Below are 20,626 nucleotides of genomic sequence, written 5' to 3'. Positions count from 1 at the left end.
GCCTCCTATGGTGTCTGCTCAAAATAACAGTCTCGGTGCAGATGTCTACACGATTACTGTAGGCGGGAGCTTATCGCTGCAAGCGACCGGTGATCGTCAGTCGGCGGCCGGAATTGTGGACGGCGAAGAACGTTATATACCGACAGCATGGGCTTCAACCGAGGGTGGCAAAGCCGGCAGTTTTATTTTGAATGGCGGCAGCTATAAAGATGTATATGAAACTTCAACAGTAGGCAAATATACGGTAACGGCTGCTTTCCAAAAGCAAATTTGGAATGGAACGGCATGGGTAAACAGCGGAACGGCGGATACCAAAAGCATTGACGTTAACGTTATCGCCGCGCTTACTTATATCCTTCAACCCATTGGCGACCAGTCGCTGTCCAATTTAACGGTAGGTTATGCGGAGGGAACTCAGCAGACGAAGAGCATTAATGTGACGAATGCAGGAACGGGGCATTTAGTTAATCTGGCAACAACGCTAAGCGGAAGCCATGCGAATGCTTTTGCCATTTCTCAGCCGCTAGCTACGACGCTGAACAGCGGAGCGCCTGCAACCAGCTTCACCGTTAAAGCAAAAGACGGTTTGGCGGCAGGAACATACACCGCAACCGTTACGATTAAAGCAGACAACATGACGGAAGTTGCTTTGACGTTGACGCAAGTGGTTAATTTGCCCGATGCTCCTGCGAATCCGCAGAGCCTTGCAGCTGCTGGGGGCGATCGCCAGGTTGTGCTGAACTGGAATACGGTAACGGGTGCGACCTATTACAATGTTTATATGTCCACGGCTTCGGGACAATTTAGTGATGATTCAGTTGCTACTGTGACCGGATCTACCTATACCGTCCAGAATCTAGTCAACGGAACGCCATATTATTTTGTAGTAAAAGCGGGCAATTTGGGCGGTCTTAGCGCTCAATCTAATCAAGTGAATGCAACGCCTGCGACCGCTCCGACGAGCAGCGAAGGCAACAATATACCATCGCAGCCTTCAACAAGCACCGACATTGAAGTTCTTGTTAACGGCAAGGTAGAGCATGCGGGAACGGCAACAACAACGAAAGTAAATGATCAAACCGTTACTACAGTCGTTGTCGATCAGAAGAAGCTTGAGGAAAAGCTTGCATTAGAAGGTCAAGGCGCAGTGGTCACGATTCCGGTAAACATCAAGTCAGATGTGGTGATTGGCGAGCTGAACGGTCAAATGGTTAAAAATATGGAAGGCAAGCAAGCGGTTTTGGAAATAAAGACGGACAAAGCAGCGTATACGCTGCCTGCACAGCTTATCAACATTGACGCTATATCCAAGCAGCTTGGCGCGTCGGTCTCCTTGCAAGACATCAAGCTGAAGATCGAAATCGCGGCTCCGCAAGCGGATATGGTAAAAGTGGTGGAGAATGCAGCAGAGAAAGGAACGTTCACGCTTGTCGTTCCGCCGATTAATTTTACAGTTACAAGCTCGTATAAGGGGACTAACATTGAAATCTCTACGTTTAATGCGTATGTAGAGCGCACGATCGCAGTTCCGGACGGCTTCGACCCGAATAAGATTACAACGGGCATTGTGGTTGATCCAGACGGAACTGTACGTCATGTACCGACCAAAGTGGTGGAGAAGGACGGCGAGTTTTTTGTCGTCATCAACAGCTTGACCAATAGTACGTACTCGGTTGTGTGGCATCCAATTGAATTTAGCGATGTATCGAAACACTGGGCGAAAAACGCAGTTAATGATATGGGCTCACGAATGATCATTGACGGTACAGGGGACGGAATGTTCAGTCCTGACCGTGACATTACGCGCGCTGAATTTGCAGCAATCATCGTTCGGGGACTAGGGCTTAAGCTGGAGAGCGGAGCGAGCAGCTTCTCGGATGTGAAGGAGACAGCTTGGTACAGCAAAGCGATTAACACGGCTTACAAATACAACTTGATCAATGGATTTGAAGACGGGACCTTCAAGCCTAATGACAAGATCACTCGCGAACAGGCGATGGTCATCATCTCCAAAGCCATGTCGATTACGGATTTGAAAGCTAAGCTGCCTGTTCAATCGGCAACCGAAACGTTGCGGCCATTTGCAGATGCGGCTAAAGCGTCCGCTTGGGCGACGGCCAGCATTGCTGACAGCGTGCAGTCCGGCGTTGTATCGGGAAGAACTAGCACTACGCTTGCGCCAAAAGCGTTCATTACAAGAGCAGAGGTTGCGGCTATCGTGAACAGGCTGCTCCAAAAATCAGAGCTGATCTAATATTTTTGACCTTAGGGCTCAATCTCGCTGCTTGCGTGATTGAGTCCTTTTATATATGGCGTTGTTCATTATTTAACCTAATTGCGAACCAGCTTCTTGTTTGGGACGTACCAGCATATGCTGAATGCAGAAGTCAAAGCGTTGCAGCGAGACAGAAATGTTCATATCATATTTTTAAATTAATACCAAATTAAGGATGATTCATATTCCGATGCACAGCATCCAAGTTTGAAATTATCAGGTTTAAATTCCCAGCTGCGTGGTGGCAGCTTATCACACAAGAGATCAATATAAATGCTGATCAATGGTTTGAAAGGATTGATATAGCAGGGAAAAGCACCGATCTATTAAAACATTTTTACCAATATAAGTTTATTAGATGCTCATTTTTTTAGTAGACATAAGGAGAAATGTTGTGTTACCTTTACTCACATGAAAGGGAGGGGCCACAAAGTAACGAGGTTGATACAGCCGTGTCTCAAGGAGCTGCTATTGTCGCCTCCCATACTTTTTTTCCATAAACAAGTTACTTTTGCCCTAAAGTTAAAGCGCTTAAACTTATTGCGGAGTGAGGAAGAGCTTGACGAATGTTATTAAAGGGAAAGGAGCCATGGTTTTAGTTGAAGTTGGTAGCAGCACAATAAAAGGAGGAATTTTAATTGTACACGATTAAATCTAACAAAAGTATGATGAAGTTGCTGGGTCTCATTCTTCTCTGTCTAACCATGCTTATGACACTACTGGGTGCGCCAGCTAAATTTCAGTCGAAGGCGCATGCTGCCGGTGAACTAAAACCATTCCCTCAACAAATTAACTATCCGGGCATTATTAAGCCAAACCATGTAACCCAAGCAGCTATGAATAGCTCAGTAAGCGCCTATTATGACTACTGGAAGTCTGCTCATTTGAGAAACAACTTAGCATCATTGCCTGGCGGTTATTATGTAAAAGGTGATATTACCGGCGATGCGGACGGATACAATCCTCTCGGAACCTCTGAAGGCCAAGGATATGGAATGATCATCACGGTTCTAATGGCAGGTTACGATACGAATGCAAAAACGATCTACGATGGGCTATTCAAAACGGCAAGAGCCTTCAAAAGCCCGAATAATGCTAATCTAATGGGCTGGGTTGTAGCGGACAGCAGCAGTGCCCAAGGCCATTTTGACTCTGCTACTGACGGAGATTTGGATATTGCCTATTCGCTAATTCTTGCCGATCGCCAGTGGGGATCGACAGGAACGATCAACTATTTGGAAGAAGCCAAAAAAATGATCACAAACGGAATCAAGGTTAGCAACGTAACCACAAATAACAGGCTGAACCTTGGTGACTGGGATACCAAAAGCGCCCTGAACACCCGCCCTTCCGATTGGATGCTTTCACATTTAAGAGCATTTTATGATGTTACAGGGGATCAAACATGGGTGAATGTCATCAATAACCTGTATACGCTATACAGCCAATTCACTACATCATATTCGAATAGCACGGGCCTAATCTCTGACTTTGTGGTAGGGAATCCTCCACAACCAGCTCCGCAAAACTATCTGGATGAATTCCCGGAAACCAATGAGTACAACTACAACGCTAGCCGAGTTCCATTAAGAATTGTAATGGACTACGCTCTGTACGGTGATACGAGAGGCAAGGATATTGCTGACAAAATAGCAGTATGGATTAAAGGCAAAACAAGCGGAAATCCGAATAACGTAAAAGACGGCTATCAATTGAATGGCAATGTAAGAGGAACATATGCTACAGCAGTATTCGTATCGCCGTTCATTTCGGCTGCGACCACGAGCAGCGCTCACCAAGCATGGGTAAATGCAGGCTGGGATTGGATGAAGAACAAGCAAGAATCCTACTTTAGCGATTCGTTCAATATGCTGAACTTGCTCTTCATTTCAGGAAACTGGTGGAAGCCTGAGTTTGGCGGCGGCACAACGGATACACAAGCACCTACTACCCCAGCTAATCTGACTGCAACTACTGCATCAAGCAGCCAAATCAATTTAAGCTGGACGGCTTCGACGGATAACGTTGGCGTATCGGGATACCGTGTATTCCGTGGCGGCGTTCAAGTCGGAACACCAACGGGCACTACTTTTAACGACACGGGACTAACGGCATCTACGGCATACAGCTATACGGTAAAAGCAATTGACGCTGCGGGCAACCTTTCGGCAATTAGCAATACAGCGACTGCAACGACAAGTGCAATTGCAACAGGCTCTAATCTTGCTCTCGGCAAGACGGCAGTAGCAAGTTCAGTAGAAGGAACGGGATTTGAGGCATCCAAAGCAACTGACGGCAACTCGTCGACTAGATGGGGAAGTGTTGAAGGAAGCAATAACCAATGGATCTATGTGGATCTTGGAGCGACCAAAAGCATCAACCGTGTGAAATTGAATTGGGAGGCTGCTTACGGTAAAGGGTATAAAATCCAAATCTCCTCCAATGCAACCACGTGGACGGATGCTTTTACAACAACAACCGGCAATGGCGCAATTGATGATATTACGTTCACAGCGCAAAGCGGAAGATATGTAAGAATGCTTGGTACATTAAGAGGCACAGCATATGGGTATTCACTCTTTGATTTTGAGGTTTACGGTTCTTAATCGTTGAAATGTAATGAAGCCTGATGGGATTGCTCCGTCAGGCTTTGTTATTTTTAAAACACCTTTCGCGAGAAAAGATCATATACTAGGTCGAATGCCTGCAACTCACGGCTTCGCAATATAAATAGGGATGTAATTCGTGATCTTGTTTGCAGAAACCATTGCAGACGGGTCGTTTTTTATTTAGAGACACGTATTCAAGGATCAAGAAAGAAGGTCTTTTTATGGCGGGTATCAAAATCGAAGTCGATAAGCGTGTATTGATTAGCGGTGCAACGATTGTCACGATGAATCCAAAACGTGATGTCTTAGTAGATCAGGATATTCTCATTGTGGGGGATCGTATCGAAGATATCGGCAAATTGGATGGGATGTCGGAGGAAGTTGACGAAGTCATTCTTGCTGCTGGACAGATTGTTATTCCGGGGCTGATCCAAACGCATCTCCATCTTACGCGGACGTTATTTCGAAATTTGGTAGCTGACAAAAATCTGAATCAATGGCTGGATATCATTCAGAGCCTTGAAGCTGCACATGATAGAGATTCAAATTATTGGGCAAGCATGTTAGGCATTGCGGAGCTGTTTCTCGGCGGCACAACAGCGATCTATGATATGGAAGCCGATCAATATACGGATAGCGCCTTCGAGGCGATCGCACAGACCGGCATTCGCGCCTTCTCCGGAAAAAGGATGACAGATAAGCTGTATACGGGCGTTAAATATACAGAGAAAACAGTCGGGAGCGCTGATATCGTCTTCGAGGAGAGCTTGCATCTGTTTGAAAAATGGGATGGACGCGACGGCGGGCGGATCCGGTATTGCTTTTGCCCAGCTTCCGCCATTACCTGCTCGGAGAAGCTTTTGAGAATGGCAGCCGATTTTTCCTCAAAGTACGGGGCAAGGGTTCATATTCATGCCTCTGAAATCAAAGAGGAAGAAACGATTATTATGAAGCATACGGGTATGCGCGTTATCGATTATTTGGATTCGGTTGGACTCGTAAACGATAGGACGGTTTTGGCTCATTGCGTTCATGTGGATAATCATGAAATTAAAATGATCGCAAAGCGCGGTGCCCATGTGGCGCATTGTCCTACAGCAAACCTTTATTTAGCCTCGGGAATCGCTCCAATTCCAAAAATGATCGAGCATGGAGTCAACATCGGCTTGGGGGCCGACAATGCGGCAGACCATACGAATATGGACGTTTTTCAAGAGATGAAGCTGGCAGCATTCGTTCAAAAAGGAGTTCATATGCATCCAACGATTCAGCCTAATGCCCAAAAAACATTCGAAATGGCGACACTAGGCGGTGCCCGTGCCCTTGGTTTAGAGAAACTGATTGGCAGTATCGAGATTGGGAAAAAGGCGGATCTCGCGATTGTGGATTTGAGAAAACCGCATGCGTGGCCAAGTGCGGCGCAGTTAAATGAAGAGCCAAACATTTATAGAAGGATCGTGTACTCTGCCAAATCCTCGGATGTTGTTCTGACCATGGTCAATGGCCGTATCGTCATGAAGGATGGCGAATTGCTGAGCATGGATAGGAATGAGGTTCTGAAAAGCTCAAATGACGCGATTATGCGGTTATTGGAACGCGCCGGTATCACCAGGTAATACCAATACGCAGCGCATGCTACATAGTGAAGCTTCCGTATGGTTTAAGCGCTATTTCTTGGTGGTGCTTATTTTTGTATGCGTGAATGTTCCAGCAAACGATGTTTCCTCTGCATACATGATTTCATTAAAAATTGATATGTATATATAAACCCATCGAACGTTCATTCCACTTCTGAAGGGCTGGAAGGAGAGACGTTTATGAAAGCGGATGCCGTATTTGAAGGCGGAGGAGTAAGAGGAATTGCATTCATTGGCGCGATAAAAGAGATGGAGGCTAGCGGATACCAGTGGGAGCGCTTAGCGGGAACATCTGCCGGTGCCGTAGTGGCTGCGCTGCTCGCCTGCGGATATCATGCTAACGAATTGATCGGTATTATGAATACGCTCGATTACCGCCAGTTGCTGGGCAAGACGTGGGTTCATCATTTGCCCTTTGTAGGCATGGCGCTACCGCTTCTTTTGCGATCAGGGATTTATTTAAATACACCGCTGGAAGACAAGCTGACGTATTGGCTAGGCCAAAAGGGCGTATCTACCTTTGGCGACCTGCCAGAGGGCAAGCTGAAAATCATTGCTTCCGATATCAGCAGCGGAAAAATGCTGGTCCTGCCAGACGACTTGCCGCGTTATGGCCTTTCACCATCCGAGTTCCGAATTGCGACTGCGGTTAGAATGAGCACGACGCTTCCTTATTTTTTTCAGCCCTACCGATTAAAAACGAGGCTAAGAAGAAAACCGTTTTATATCCTCGACGGCGGGCTGCTCAGCAACTATCCGATCTGGTTGTTTGACGTAGAGGGGATTCCGAACTGGCCTACGTTTGGCTTCCGATTGTTAGGCGAGCATACGGAAACGCCATTCTATAATATACGGGGCCCCATATCCATGTTCCGTGCGATGTTCCAGACGATGCTGAAGGCTCATGACCAGCGGCATGTGGACAGCCATTCCGAGAGTCGGACTGTTTTTATCCCGACGGGAGGGGTAGGCGCAACGCAGTTTGGGCTGAGCGCCGAAGACCGGGAGATGCTGTTTCAATCCGGGCAAGCTGCAGCTCGTGAATTTTTGGCGGAGTGGAATTATGAGGGGTATGTGAAGGCGTTTCGGGTTTCTGGCGGAAAATGAGCCAAATGATATAAACGAACATTAGCTGCCCATTAAGCACGTAAATGAATGAAAGGGATACCCTTCAAACAGTCGGAGTACTGGTTGAAGGGTATCCCTTATTTACTTTCATCTCGACAATATGCGACTTTTGTCGTACGATGACAAAATGATCTATGGGAATATATTACTAGTTTAGGAGCGAAAGAGGAATGGTTTTTCTAATTACGGCAGTTGTGCTTATTTTGCTTGCGGCGGTCGCGTTTTTCATTATCCAAAACCAGGGAAAAGCGATGGCTGCTGCAAAAGTCGACGTCAATTACACGAACGAAAACGGTACCTTTCTAGCCCGGGGCAAGCTGGACGACTTTGTCATTCAGAAGAATGACCGTTTCGCGTTTTTGGTTCGAGACGGTGTCATCGTCGCATGCAAGGACAACCAGAAGCATCAGGACTTTGTTTTCTACACGGAGGTAGAAAAATGAAGAAGGTGCTCGACTGGGTTGGCGGGAAAATTAACGACTTTACTGGAGAAACCGAGCGTGAGCAGCTTGTCTCGGAGCTTAAGACTTTACATAAGGCGTACATGAGCAATATTACAGATATCATTGATACAACGAACAATCGGATACAGAGCTACAACGACACGATTAGAAAGCTTAATGGCTTCCGTAAAAATAAGGTTAGCTTAACCATCTCTAGCCTCTATCGGTTTTTATCCAAATTCGGAAATGTATTTCAAACGAAGCTATTTGCTGCGGAAAGCGGCAAAGAAGAGATTATACTGCCAGAGAAAATATTTGAATCCAAAACGAAATATATAGAAGATAACGATTGGGAGAAGAAAGAGTATATTAAGAAAATTTTGTTCAAGACGGTTTTTGGAGCAAGGATGGAAATCCGGAAAAAAAACCAAGTCCTCCGCGAGACATTAGGCCAATACAGGCTGGAAATCGCCTCCACGGAAAGCCAGGCACGGTTGATTCAGGAGAAGGTAGCAACCGACATTCGCATATCAAAGATATATGAAAGCAATATTCGAATGATCGATGATGTAATAGAAGAGAAGATTATTCCCGAGCTGGAGCTGATTGATGCCTTCATGGAAGCGGAAGCGATTAAAAATGTCATCATTGCCAAAAGAGAGCTGCAGAACATACCGGTTAACCGGAAGATCACGCTGCTGAATGGAACACTGCATGAGAAGCATTACCGATTCATCAGAAACGCGTTTCTATTCTATCAGATTGGCAAAAAAATATACGACACGCCCGTTCTAACGCGATTGCTTCATGAGGAAACGAGCGAGAGGGATCTTATAGAAGTAGAGAAGCATACGGAAGCTTTGCAGGAGCAATCGCGAATGTTGAATAACGCTAGTATTTTGGAGGGACAAGATGGTGGAGCTTCGAGAGATTGTTAGGCAGAGGGCACAGCTTGCAGAGATGGAAAAAACGTTGTATATCAACTCGGTTAATCAATTAAACACGAAAATGAAAGAGCTAATGAGCCCGGATCATTTTGGTGCCGAGCTAGTAAAGTCATGCTCGCGAGACCTGTCAGGGGAAGTGATTCGAAATTATTTCGATTTAAGCGATTTATATATGACAGCGGACCAGCTTGCTCTTCGGATGGTTAATTTCCAATACGACAATGAATACGACCCGCTCGGACAGAACAAAGCCTATATCAGCGAAGTTAATAATTACAATGATTATGAAGGATTATCGTCCTCGCTTCGCGCCATTGATGCGCGGAATTCAGAGTCGACGGTTAAGATGTTCCAGGGTGAGCGGTCAGGGAACGAGCCTTTTTACGATAGCGAAGGCAATAGATACAGCTCCCGGACGGCTTTTAAGAATGATCAATTGAATAACGGCGGGGACACCGTAAGGGATGACCTTACCGGCAGAGAGGTTCAGAAGGATTCAATAGCGGGCGATCACGTTCGGGCGGTAAAAAGCGCAGAGTACAACGAACGCTACCTGGGAGACGATTACCGAAAGGATATGGAGAAGGTCTATCATTCTGAGGGTAATATGCAATGGATTGATTCCAGGGCGAACATGTCTAAAGGCGCTGCCGAATCCGTAGAGGATACAATTGGGCGATGGGAGAGAAGCCAAGGGGAGACGCGTGAGCATCTCATCAACAAAGGTTATCTGAACGAAGAAGGGAAAGTGCCGAAGCACGTTCAGAAAGAGCTTGCTGGAACTTTCAGGGAGATTGGAAATAAGGAAAGCGTTCAAGCGTTGAAGCATGCAGACTATAAGGCGATAAGCAAGGACGCGCTAAATGATTCCGGCAAGGCTATTACGAAAATATTGGCGGGCCAGCTCATTTATTACACGATGCCTCCGCTGCTGTTTGAGACGAGAGCCATATTGAAGGATAAGAGCGTCTCGCTCTCGGCGTTTTTTCATAAATTGAAGCCTGCTATGAAACGAATTGGGAAATATGTCTTATCCAAAATGAAAGAGATTTTCTCTAATGCGGCATCAGGGCTTTTCAAGAAGTTTTTTAAAACCTTTTTTGATATTCTGCTTAGCTTGCTAAAGGAAACGGTCAAGAAGGTCGTCGGATTAGCCAAAAATCTAGTGTTAGCCTTAGTCGACTCTGCCAAAATAATGCTCGACAAAAACGCCACGAAGGCGCAAAAGGCTGACGGGGTATTTAATCTTGTTTCGGTAACGATTACTGCATTTGTCATTGACACCATGCTTGATTATGTGTCGAAGCAATTCGGCATACCCGCATTTATTTCCGGTCCTCTGCAGATGATTGCAACGGTACTTATCTCTAACATCGTGTTGCTGGTGCTGAAAAAAGCCGATTTGTTTGATGTGCGCTACGGGTTGTTGGTAGCGAACATCGAGAAGGCGATTGACGATACCGAGAATGACTATGTTCGCCAATTGCAGCATATCGAAAAAAGCGTTAATGAAAAACGGGAATTAATTCTGGAGCAAGCCGAGCAGCAATTAACCGAGATGAAGGAAAGATTGCTCTTGGCCGATATGTATGAGCATTCGGTTGAAGACGATTTGGAGAAGTTCAACCGGATGTTTCAAATGGGGATTCCATTCGAGCAAGAGTGGTCGCGATATATTGGACTTACGGATGAATCCGATATGCTTCAAGACGGCGCTAAGGAAGAAGCTTTCTCCTTGCTTGCATCTCGGAATTAGTTGAACTAAAACGCTCCATATCCCCATAAAATAAGATAAGTACAGCGTTTAGGCATGTAACAAAACGAATAGCCATATGGCATTGACTATTTAACAGCCCAGCAATCAGAAGCCGATACCTTCACCAAGGTATTGGTTTTTTTTAATTACTCGAAAAGCAGGTGGGAGCTATGCACGAGAAATTTGTGCTCGTTAACGGAGCAGCGATGACGATGGAGCATGTTGTCCGGGTAGCCCGCTTCATGGAGAGAGTGAAAATAAGCAGGAAATGTATGAAGAAGATGAAGCTAAGCCGAGAGTATGTTGAAATGCTGCTTCGTGAGAAACGAGTCGTGTACGGGCTCACGACGGGGTTCGGGAAGTTCAGCGATACCTATATTTCGCCGGAGGACGCGAAGCGGATGCAGTTAAATCTTATTCGAAGCCATGCTTGCGGCATAGGGAAGCCGCTGAGTGTGGAAGCGGTAAGAGCGACTATGCTGCTGCGCATAAACGCCTTGTCGCTCGGCTATTCCGGCATCAGGCCGGAAGTGGTTCAGTTACTCGCTGAGATGCTGAATGCCGGGGTAACGCCGGTCATCCCGGAACAAGGCTCGCTAGGCGCAAGCGGGGATCTCGCGCCGCTTGCCCATCTCTCACTCGTGCTTGTCGGTGAAGGTGAAGCTTATTATTTGAATGAACGGTTGCCTGGCAGTGAAGCGATGGCCAAAGCCGGCATACAACCTATCGCGCTTGAGGCGAAGGAAGGTTTAGCCTTAATAAACGGCACGCAGGTAATGACGGGAATCGGTGCGCTTGCATGCTTTGATGCGATCAATTTATCCAGATGGGCGGACTGCGCAGCCGCGTTAACAGCAGAAGCGCTCCGCGGAATTCGCGATGCGTTTGATCCCCTCACCCATGCCATTCGCCCGCATCTTGGGCAGGGGCAATCAGCCGAGAATATTCGGCGCTTGACGCTCGGAAGCCAGCTAATGACAAGCCAAGGCCAAATGCGCGTCCAGGATGCCTATTCCATCCGCTGCGCGCCGCAGGTCCACGGAGCAAGCCGCGATGCACTGCGGTATATAAGAGAGAAGCTGGAAATTGAAATGAATGCCGCAACGGACAACCCGCTTATTTTTGCTGCTGAGGATCGGGTCATTTCCGGAGGCAATTTCCACGGCCAGCCGATTGCGCTCGCGATGGATCATCTCTCTATCTGCGCCGCCGAGCTCGCCAATATTTCGGAGCGCCGCACGGAAAGGCTAGTCAATCCGCATTTGAATGAGCAGCTGCCTCCATTCCTTGCTAAGGACGGGGGCGTACAGTCCGGCTTCATGATCGCCCAATATACGGCTGCCGCAGCCGTCTCCGAAAATAAATCGCTCGCGCATCCGGCCAGCGTAGACTCGATCCCATCGTCGGGCAATCAGGAGGATCATGTCAGCATGGGTACGATAGCGGCCCGCAAAGCAAGTCAAATTGTACGGAGCGCCTATTCGGTGCTTGCCATCGAGCTTATGTGCGCTGCGCAGGCGGCTGATTTCCGGGGTCCCGAGCTTCTTGGTAAAGGGACAAAATGGATCTACGACCGCTGCCGGGAACAGGTGAGCTTCGTGGACGAGGATCGCGTATTGTCAAACGATATTCGGATCGTCGCCGATTGGATGAGAAATACGGATGTGTCGGAAGAGCTCGCTTCTGTCACTCCAATAAAATAACGTTTCGCCTTTCCTATTTTCTCACACCAACCCGCCCAAGATCGTTTATAATAATAAGAACTGAAAAAATCGAACTGGAGGTGACAAAGGATGGCTTATATGGTACCGGAGGTTATTCGGACGAGCGCGACTGCTGGGGAACGGCTATTGTTTCGGACGCTGAAGGATCATTTGCCGAGCGATTATGTGGTTTATTTTGAGCCAGAGATTCAGGGGAGCCGGCCTGACTTTGTCATTATTGGCCCCGATCTAGGATTAGTCGTTCTGGAAGTGAAGGATTATACGAAATCCGCAATATTCGAGGTGGGCCGCGATGAGTGGCTGCTGCATGGGTCCGGCGGACAAATGGAAACGGTGATGAACCCTTATCAGCAAGCGAGGGAGAGCCTGCGGCATGTGGCGGGCGAGCTTAAGAAGGATGATACCCTCGTTGAGCAAGAAGGCAAATTTAAAGGACAGCTGAAATTCCCTCATGGCTTCGGAGCTGCTTTTACGCGAATGAAGCAGAAGGATTTTATCGAATATAGCTTATACGACGTCATTGCGCAGCCATTCGTGCTGAGCCGCGACGAAATCGACCCGGAGGATGGCAGCTTTACCGCCGACTCCTTGATTGAGAAAATACATGGCATGTTTACGGCGTTTAGCCGTAAGCCGTACATTTTGTCGCAGGAAGATATTCGTGCGATTCGCCATCACCTCATACCCGAGGCAAGGCTCAGCGCAGAGTTTCGCCAGCCAGGCGAGCAGAAGCATCAGGAGCAGTTTGTGCTTTCGCTTCACAATATGAAGACGCTCGATCTGCACCAGGAAAATATGGCAGAGCATCTCGGCGATCGTCACCGCTTGATACGCGGCGTGGCAGGAAGCGGGAAGACGCTCGTCCTCGCCAGCCGTGCCAAACATTTGGCGAACCATCATCCGGATTGGAAGATTCTTGTCATTTGCAGCAGCATCGCCTTGTCGCAAAATCTTCGGCGAACGATCGACCGGAGGATGGAGGAGCCGGAGGATCTGCTGGACTGGATTAGGCTGGAGGAGCAAAAGGAAGGTAAGCCGCGCCAGCAAAACATCGAGGTGTATAACTTTCATGAATGGCTGAAAAAAGCGCTGAATGCCCGGGATACGGATATCCCTTCACTCATCGATAAGCTGGAGAAGAAGGAAGCGATCCTGCCTAGTTATGAAGCGATACTAATCGACGAGGGCCAGGATTTTCACCCGGAATGGCTCAAGCTGCTTAGCTGTTTGCTTAATCCGGTTACGCAAAATCTGCTGCTCGTGGAGGATCGGGCGCAGACGTTCATGAAGCGCAAGTCGAGCTTGCTGCAGGATACGGGGCTTGATTTCCGCGGGAGGTCGCGCATCCTCTCTATTAATTACCGCAACACGGCGCAGATTGCCCAATTTGCATGGGATTTCTATCAGCAGCACTCGCTGCTCCAGAACAAGGTGAAGCTCGGTTCCACCAAAGGAGTCGAGATTATTCCGCCGCAGAGCACCCGAAGAATGGGGGCGGAGCCTTCGATGAGCCGCCACAGCGGTTTTCAAGAGGAGCTGCAGTCGGTCATCAAGCAAATCCGGCATTTGCATAACGACCATAAGGTTCCTTTTGCCGAGATGGTTATTTTGTACCGTGTGAAAAACAACTATTATTCCTCCTACACCGATTCGATCCGCAGGGCGCTTAAGGGTCAAGGGCTTCCGATGAATTGGATTACGGAAAATGAGAATATCGATCAGGAATCCGGCAGTTACGCTGATGCAATTAACGTATCGGACATCGACAGCGTGAAAGGGCTTGATTTCCGGGCGGTATTTATCGTGAATGCTGAGAATATGCCCTTTTCGCTGGAAGAGGTGGAGGAACGCGAGGTGTCGCTGTTTTACATCGCAATGACACGTGCTCTAGATTGGCTTTATATTTCCTACAGCGGAGATTCGAAGTTTACGCTTTATTTGGACGAGCTCCAGCATCGGCGTCAGGAGCTGGAGCAATCCGCGAAGAAGATGGGATGAAGCAAAGGCTCGTTCCAAATATGAAAAAACAGGCTGTCGAGATCATTTCTCGGCAGCCTGCTTCATTTTAGTTGAAAATTTGAATATCATCGATGTTGATGCGGCTGCCGGAAGTGCCGGATACGAGTATGCGGAAGCGAACGCTGGCATTCTCGTTTACCGTAATACTTTGAACCGTTAGCGCAGCTGAGCTTGAGTAAGTGCTTGTTACATCCGTCCAGCTCGTGCCGCTGTTGACGGATTTTTGCAGCTTCCATACCGCGCCTGTGTCTGTGCCGAAGGCAGCATGGCTTATTTTGACCGTTTTGGCGCCGGCAGCATTAAAATTCATCGAGATCGATCCGGCAGCTTTGATCCGGGCTGCTTGCAGCCCGTTTTTCTTGTCCGTACTCAGGTTGCCGATCAAGGCATTATCCATATTCCATGATCCGCTTGATAGCGTGACATTTCCTGCCGTGTAAGAGCCCTTGCTTCCACTCTCAAAAGCTTCATTCAAAATAACGGCGGATGTAGATGTTACCGTGACTGTAAACGTTGCATTCGCAGATCCGCCATTGCCGTCGTTTGCTGTTACTGTAATTGCAGCCGTACCGAGAGCAAGCGGATTAACAGTGAGCTGCTTGCCGGCAACGCTAACGGCTGCAACTGAAGGACTGCTCGAGACGGCCGATAAGGTTAGCGCATGCCCATCAGGATCGCTGAATGTACTTGTTGCATCAATAACCAATGCGCCGCTGCCTACAGCAGGGCTCTGATTTGCAATCGGATTAGCGACTACCGGCGGTTGATTGGCGGCGGTGATCGTATGGCTGCCAAGGTTCGTAAACGTATTATTCGCAAAAGCATCCCACTGCGTTGCAACGTATGTGGTTGTGCCGGTTGTTACCGTTTCTTTGCGAACGAGTGTTTTATCCGTACCAAAAGATTGGCCGGCGGTGCCGATCACATCAAGGCTTGTTCCGTTTTTGCTCAACGTGACGGAATCATCGCCATTAAAGCTTAAATTGCTTGAGAGCAGATCTGCTTGTGACAAAATGCCAGCAGCTGCATTTGTATGGGCAACTACATAGACATCGCCGCTGGCGAGCGTTCCGCTTAAATTAATGGCCGACGAGGTGTTTGAAGAGCTAACGGAGTATCCCGATAAATTCACGCTTGAGCCGGTGCCGTTGTAAATTTCAACCGCCTTGTTGTTGCTGCTGCCTTCGATATATTCGGAGAAGAAAACGCCGGAGCCGCTGCCGCCAGGCTCTTCGGGCTGCCCGCCGCCCGTCCCGTAGCCGTAAGAGCCGGCTTTGAACGTTGAAGGATCGTACCATTTGTAGCCTGCGGCCGGAGCGGACCAAGGCTCGTTTTGCGGCTCGGTGGATGTTTGTGGATTTTCTATCGCGAGCAGAGGCGTTGGTTGGTCAAGCACTAGGCCGCTCACTTGATTCAAGCTAGTATAGCTCTCCTGCTGCGCCAGCCAGTTCACTACATTAACAAGTAGAGTCGCATCATCTTGCTCTTGAAAGCCGGCGTAAGTCGTTTTCGTGCCGCCCGTTTCTTCCCGTTTGTACTTTGGAGTAGCATCCTCGACCGGCGAGGAGTCGCCGATGAAGGCTGCTTTGCCTGCGCCTACCTTGGACACGGCAGCATAAGGCCCCTCGGCGATACCGCCTCCCGCATACACGCCTTGATCGACGGCATTGCCCCATTTGGCGTTGGTGGCGGGCAAATACACAATTCCTTTTGCTTTATTAGGATCAATAATAGCGAGCGTCGAGCCGGCATGCATAGCTATGGTGGATACGCCGGCTGTAATATTAAAAGCTTGTGCAGGTGCGACGATTTGATTGGCTGTTATATCGCCAAGCGCGTTGTAGCGAAAGCGAACGCCAAAGTTGGAGCCCAGCCAGTCGGAGCTGACTACGCCGCTCATCGCTGCGGAGCTGCTTTCCTCGGCAGTCATGCCTTTGGCTGGATTGCTCCACGCTCCGCGGCGGTAGCCGTTAAACGCCTCGGAGGAATCCCAGCGGTTTTTGTTGCGGTCCGCATTATAATGATCCGATATAAAAAAGATGCTTCCGCCATTTTGCACATATTGCAGCATAGCAGCTTGCTCCGTCGCCTTGTAAGGAATATTCGCTTCCCCGACGACGAATACGTCGTAGCTGGAGAGGTCGCTCAGGACAATCGGCGTTGATTTACGCAGCTCCTTTACATCGTAGCCCTCATTTGCTAAAGCATGTCCAAAATCAGAAAAAGCGCCATCGATGACCCAGTCGGCTGCGCCCGCCGTTTGTGCGTGTGTATTATCAAAAAGCACTTTTTTACCGTTAGCTGTGCCAACATGCAAAATTTCGGGAGCCGGATCGGCGGGACCCTCTGCATGGACTTGTGGCGCATAACCGATACTGGAGAATAGAACACTGAAGCTTAAAGCGGTAGCTAGCAACAAACGTGACCATGAATGTCTAGCAATCATTAAACTCATCTCCTATCTAGTAATTTTGTGCAGCTCTGTACACAAGATCATTCTAGCATATGGAAATGTTTCCATATAATAAGGTTTTATAAATAATAGAAAAGTGAGAAGAGAGAAGGACTGCGAGCGGAAAGGAAGTTTTGTGCAACGATTTTGATAGAGTAGATTCGGAGAGGCTGCGGACATAAGGATGTGGGAACGGGAAAAAAAGCCCTCTAAAGTCGCGCATCATCGTTTAGAAGGGCTATTATACGTACGGCTTTTTAGATTTTGCGAACACTATCTCTCGAAATTAGCGTCGTATCGAGCATGACATGATGAACGACGTCTTTTCCCTCTAACAAATCGATGAGCACTTGAGCGGCTTCAAAGCCAAGCTCGTATTTATGCTGGTGGACGGTAGTGAGCGCAGGCGTGCAGTAGGCGGTCAGGTCTATGTTGTCGAATCCAATGATGGAGATATCATCAGGCACGATTTTGCCCATATCCTTAGCGGTCTGCAGTGCTCCTAAAGCCATGAGGTCACTCGCGCAAAATAAAGCCGTTACGTCAGGACGGCTCGTAAAAATTTGAGAAGCGGCTAGCTTTCCCCCATGCTCGGAAAATCGTCCGTCGACTACGAGTGATTCGTCGAAAGGAATGCCATACTCCGCAAGCGCCTCGCGGTATCCTTTTAAACGCAGAAGGCTTACGTCCGCTTGCGCGTGGCCGTTAATCATCGCAATCTGGCGATGCCCGGACTCAAGCAAATGCTTCACTGCGGTAAATGCGCCGTGCGTATTATCTGAAGTGACGTACCCGACATTCGGACCTTGAAGGGTAATATCGATAAGCACGCATGGAATATCAGAGGATACGATCTCCTTCAAATAGGGGTCGTCCAGCCGAATGCCCATAATAATAACGCCGTCTACGCCGCGCTCCTGGCATAATGTCTTGTACGATTTCATTCTTTGCTTTTGCGGCGTCGTGCTGAACAATACGAGATCATAATCAAGCTCGCCAGAACGGTCGTTGATGCCGCACAGCACTTCAAAGGCGATATTGTCTTTGGAGCTGTCTCTTGTCACATTGGAGAGAAGCAGGCCGAGCGTTTTCGTTTTTTTGGATATAAGCGACCTTGCCGCCATATTAGGGCTGTAGCCTAGCTGATCGGCAATGGTTTTAATTTTGTGCCGTGTGCCCTCGTTAACGTCGTCATAGCCATTTAATGCGCGCGATACCGTCGTGACGGATACGCTGGCAGCTTTGGCAATATCTTTGATGGTGACCATAGGATACCTCCGGATTGTTAGGAAACATGTAAGGAAAGATAGGAAAAATTAAAATTTAAATTCAGGGTTGTAAATGCTTTCATCATGATCTATAATTCGATTATAACGTATCCGAAACGTTTTGGAAAGTTGGATCACCGAATTATGAATGAAGTGTAAATATTTTTTTACCCTTTTTCCGAAACGTTTCGGATACCAATGAGCTTACTCAAAAATAAGTGAGTAAAGATGCCACTAAGAGAGAAATGAGGGAGAAGTTTGGATTATCGAGTCATCAAAGAAAACGATCTATTCCTCATGACGGATAGGAATGGCGACATCCCGGAAGGCGATATTTCCGGCAAAGGTCTCTATACGAAAGACACAAGGTTTCTAAGCAGGATGGAGATCCGAATCAACGGTCAGAAGCCCATATTGCTGTCTTCCGCTGCCGACGATAATTATATCTCCACGATTCGTCTTACCAATCCGCATATGGAGGAGAACGGCGAGCTGATTTTGTGGCGTGAATCCGTAGAAATCGAACGCACGCGTTTCATTTATGAAGGTGCGTTATATGAGAGCATCAAGCTTACAAGCTACTATCCCAAGCCTATTCAATTTGATTTCTCGGTGCTGCTCGATACGGATTTTGCCGACATGTTCGTCGTTCGCGGCTTTCAATATGGAGAGCTTGGAAGCAAGACAATGGAGCGGAGTGCTTCAAGGGAGAGAGTAATCGGCTATCTAGGGGCAGACGGCGTGCGCCGCGAGACCAAGATCAAATGGAATACGCAGGAAAGCAAAATAAGCGAGTCAGGGGAGCTCCACTTCGATGTTGCCCTAGGGCATCAGGAAAATATTGCAATCGCTTTCTTCATCGCGCCGATTATCGATGGGAACGAGCCGCTTCAGCATGAGCCTGAGGAAGCGATGAGCAAGCTTCGAGCCTCCTACGTGGATTGGAATGCTTCTTCCACTTCGATTCAGAGCAATTTGCCGCTGTTCAACAAGCTTTATCATCGCGGGGTTCAAGATTTGCGAGTGCTGCTTACCGATCTTGGATACGGAGCGTTTCCCGTTGCCGGCTTGCCATGGTTCTCGGTGCCGTTTGGCCGCGACAGCTTGATTGCCGCACTGCAAATGCTTTCCTTGAATCCGCAAGTCGCGAAGGGCACCTTGCTCACGATGGCGGCTTATCAAGGCCAAAATGAGGATGAATGGCGCGATGAGCAGCCGGGTAAAGTGATGCATGAAATCCGGTACGGCGAATTAGCGAGCACGAATCAAGTGCCGTTTACGCCTTATTATGGAACGATTGACGCGACACCGCTCTTCCTCCTGCTGGCTGCTGAATATTATCACTGGACGGGCGATGCTGATTTTATAAAAGCGTTAATGCCGCATCTTCAAGCAGCGCTAACTTGGGTGAAGGAATATGGCGACGCAGATGATGATTCCTTCGTGGAGTATTATCAGAAGTCATCCAAAGGCATTGCGAATCAAGGCTGGAAGGATTCAGCGGATTCCGTGGTGCACCGCAACGGCGACTACGCGGAAGCTCCGATCGCACTCGTTGAGGTTCAGGGTTATGTCTATCAGGCGCTCACCCGGCTTGCTCCTATATTCAGAAGCTTAGGCCATGCAGAGCAGGCGGATCAGATGGAGCAAGACGCATCGCAGCTTCAAGCCCGGTTTGAGCGCGATTTCTGGATGGAGGATGAGCAGTTTTACGCAATTGCTTTGGATAAAGACAAGAAACGCGTGGAATCGGTCACTTCGAATGCTGGGCATATTCTTATGTCGGGCATTGCTTCTCCGGAGCGGGCTAAAGCTGTTGCTGAGCGACTTGTCGCTCCCGATCTATTCGGAGGTTACGGCATTCGGACAATGAGCACGGATGCAGCGGGATACAATCCGATGAGCTACCATGATGGCAGCGTATGGCCGCATGATAACTCCTTATGCATACTTGGCCTTAGCCACCTGGGCTTCGCCAATGAAGCAATCACGGTTATAGAGGGTTTACTCGCTGCTGCTGACAAATTCGAATATAACAGATTGCCTGAGCTGTTCTGCGGATACGATAATCTGCTTGGTGCCCCGGTACCTTATCCAGTTGCATGTTCTCCGCAGGCATGGGCAGCGGGAACGCCGTTAACCTTTGTGCAAGCGCTGCTTGGCCTTCAACCAGACGCTTTGTCGCGCCAGATTACGATCAGACCTTCTCTATTAGAAGGGATGGATGAGCTTAAAGTGGAGCAGCTTCTAATAGGCAGCGGCACGCTCAGCCTGCGCGTTACACGCGGAATTAATGGTCCCGAGGTGGAAATACTGTCTAATCTAACAGGGTATGAGCTGCTGATTTCATAGGTTTTACGCAATATGT

The 20,626-nt window shown here is 48.2% G+C and carries 12 protein-coding genes and 1 pseudogene; 11 read left to right on the top strand and 2 right to left on the bottom strand.

Annotation, left to right across the window (positions count from 1 at the left end):
* From ADU23_RS04470 to ADU23_RS04430, 10 genes and pseudogenes are all read left to right on the top strand, one after another.
* On the top strand, positions 1-2,254 hold a 2,254-nt coding region (locus ADU23_RS04470; protein WP_231637309.1), incomplete at its 5' end, for an S-layer homology domain-containing protein.
* A 776-nt stretch (positions 2,255-3,030) separates the two neighbouring features.
* A pseudogene (locus tag ADU23_RS33460) lies at positions 3,031-4,185 on the top strand (glycosyl hydrolase family 8); the annotation flags it as partial.
* On the top strand, positions 4,162-4,881 hold the full coding sequence (locus ADU23_RS33455; RefSeq protein ID WP_231637578.1) for a galactose-binding domain-containing protein: 720 nt from the start codon (positions 4,162-4,164) through the stop codon (positions 4,879-4,881). The pseudogene ADU23_RS33460 and the gene ADU23_RS33455, both read left to right, overlap by 24 nt.
* Positions 4,882-5,105: 224 nt before the next feature.
* Positions 5,106-6,500, top strand: coding sequence for an amidohydrolase family protein (locus ADU23_RS04460; RefSeq protein WP_053372646.1), 1,395 nt, complete (start codon positions 5,106-5,108; stop codon positions 6,498-6,500).
* A gap of 201 nt (positions 6,501-6,701) precedes the next feature.
* A complete protein-coding gene (locus ADU23_RS04455; RefSeq protein WP_053372645.1) occupies positions 6,702-7,628 on the top strand; it encodes a patatin-like phospholipase family protein in 927 nt (308 codons plus the stop codon).
* Positions 7,629-7,819: 191 nt separating this feature from the next.
* Entirely contained in the window at positions 7,820-8,092 is a 273-nt protein-coding gene (locus ADU23_RS04450; protein ID WP_053372644.1) for a hypothetical protein, read from the top strand.
* The gene (locus ADU23_RS04445) at positions 8,089-9,030 is read left to right on the top strand and encodes a hypothetical protein (RefSeq protein WP_053372643.1); all 942 of its coding nucleotides are present in this window, start codon (positions 8,089-8,091) and stop codon (positions 9,028-9,030) included. The genes ADU23_RS04450 and ADU23_RS04445 overlap by 4 nt, the downstream gene beginning before the upstream one ends.
* A complete protein-coding gene (locus ADU23_RS04440) occupies positions 9,005-10,795 on the top strand; it encodes a hypothetical protein (protein WP_053372642.1) in 1,791 nt (596 codons plus the stop codon). Before ADU23_RS04445 ends, ADU23_RS04440 begins: the two co-directional genes overlap by 26 nt.
* A 170-nt stretch (positions 10,796-10,965) precedes the next feature.
* A complete protein-coding gene (gene hutH / locus ADU23_RS04435) occupies positions 10,966-12,498 on the top strand; it encodes a histidine ammonia-lyase (protein WP_053372641.1) in 1,533 nt (510 codons plus the stop codon).
* Between the two features lie 90 nt (positions 12,499-12,588).
* On the top strand, positions 12,589-14,517 hold the full coding sequence (locus tag ADU23_RS04430; RefSeq protein ID WP_053372640.1) for a 3'-5' exonuclease: 1,929 nt from the start codon (positions 12,589-12,591) through the stop codon (positions 14,515-14,517).
* 67 nt (positions 14,518-14,584) lie between these two features.
* Here the strand turns inward: ADU23_RS04430 and ADU23_RS33450 are convergent, their stop codons facing one another.
* Both ADU23_RS33450 and ADU23_RS04420 read right to left on the bottom strand, forming a co-directional pair.
* Entirely contained in the window at positions 14,585-16,984 is a 2,400-nt protein-coding gene (locus ADU23_RS33450; protein ID WP_082310997.1) for a lamin tail domain-containing protein, read from the bottom strand.
* A 263-nt stretch (positions 16,985-17,247) separates the two neighbouring features.
* Entirely contained in the window at positions 17,248-18,258 is a 1,011-nt protein-coding gene (locus tag ADU23_RS04420) for a LacI family DNA-binding transcriptional regulator (RefSeq protein WP_053372639.1), read from the bottom strand.
* 258 nt (positions 18,259-18,516) lie between these two features.
* On the opposite strand from ADU23_RS04420, the gene ADU23_RS04415 reads away from it, so the two are divergent.
* A complete protein-coding gene (locus tag ADU23_RS04415) occupies positions 18,517-20,610 on the top strand; it encodes an amylo-alpha-1,6-glucosidase (RefSeq protein WP_053372638.1) in 2,094 nt (697 codons plus the stop codon).
* Positions 20,611-20,626 lie beyond the last annotated feature (16 nt).

Source organism: Paenibacillus sp. FJAT-27812, from assembly GCF_001273905.1.
GTDB lineage: Bacteria > Bacillota > Bacilli > Paenibacillales > Paenibacillaceae > Pristimantibacillus.
Note: the sequence above shows the minus strand (reverse complement) of the source record. Positions and strands in the feature narration are given on the sequence as shown.

Coding starts and splice junctions, on each gene's coding strand:
- ADU23_RS33450 (WP_082310997.1), bottom strand. CDS start 16,984: ATGATTGCTAGACATTCATGGTCACGTTTGTTGCTAGCTACCGCTTTA.
- ADU23_RS04430 (WP_053372640.1), top strand. CDS start 12,589: ATGGCTTATATGGTACCGGAGGTTATTCGGACGAGCGCGACTGCTGGG.
- ADU23_RS04450 (WP_053372644.1), top strand. CDS start 7,820: ATGGTTTTTCTAATTACGGCAGTTGTGCTTATTTTGCTTGCGGCGGTC.
- ADU23_RS04455 (WP_053372645.1), top strand. CDS start 6,702: ATGAAAGCGGATGCCGTATTTGAAGGCGGAGGAGTAAGAGGAATTGCA.
- ADU23_RS04460 (WP_053372646.1), top strand. CDS start 5,106: ATGGCGGGTATCAAAATCGAAGTCGATAAGCGTGTATTGATTAGCGGT.
- ADU23_RS04420 (WP_053372639.1), bottom strand. CDS start 18,258: ATGGTCACCATCAAAGATATTGCCAAAGCTGCCAGCGTATCCGTCACG.
- ADU23_RS04440 (WP_053372642.1), top strand. CDS start 9,005: ATGGTGGAGCTTCGAGAGATTGTTAGGCAGAGGGCACAGCTTGCAGAG.
- ADU23_RS04445 (WP_053372643.1), top strand. CDS start 8,089: ATGAAGAAGGTGCTCGACTGGGTTGGCGGGAAAATTAACGACTTTACT.
- hutH (WP_053372641.1), top strand. CDS start 10,966: ATGCACGAGAAATTTGTGCTCGTTAACGGAGCAGCGATGACGATGGAG.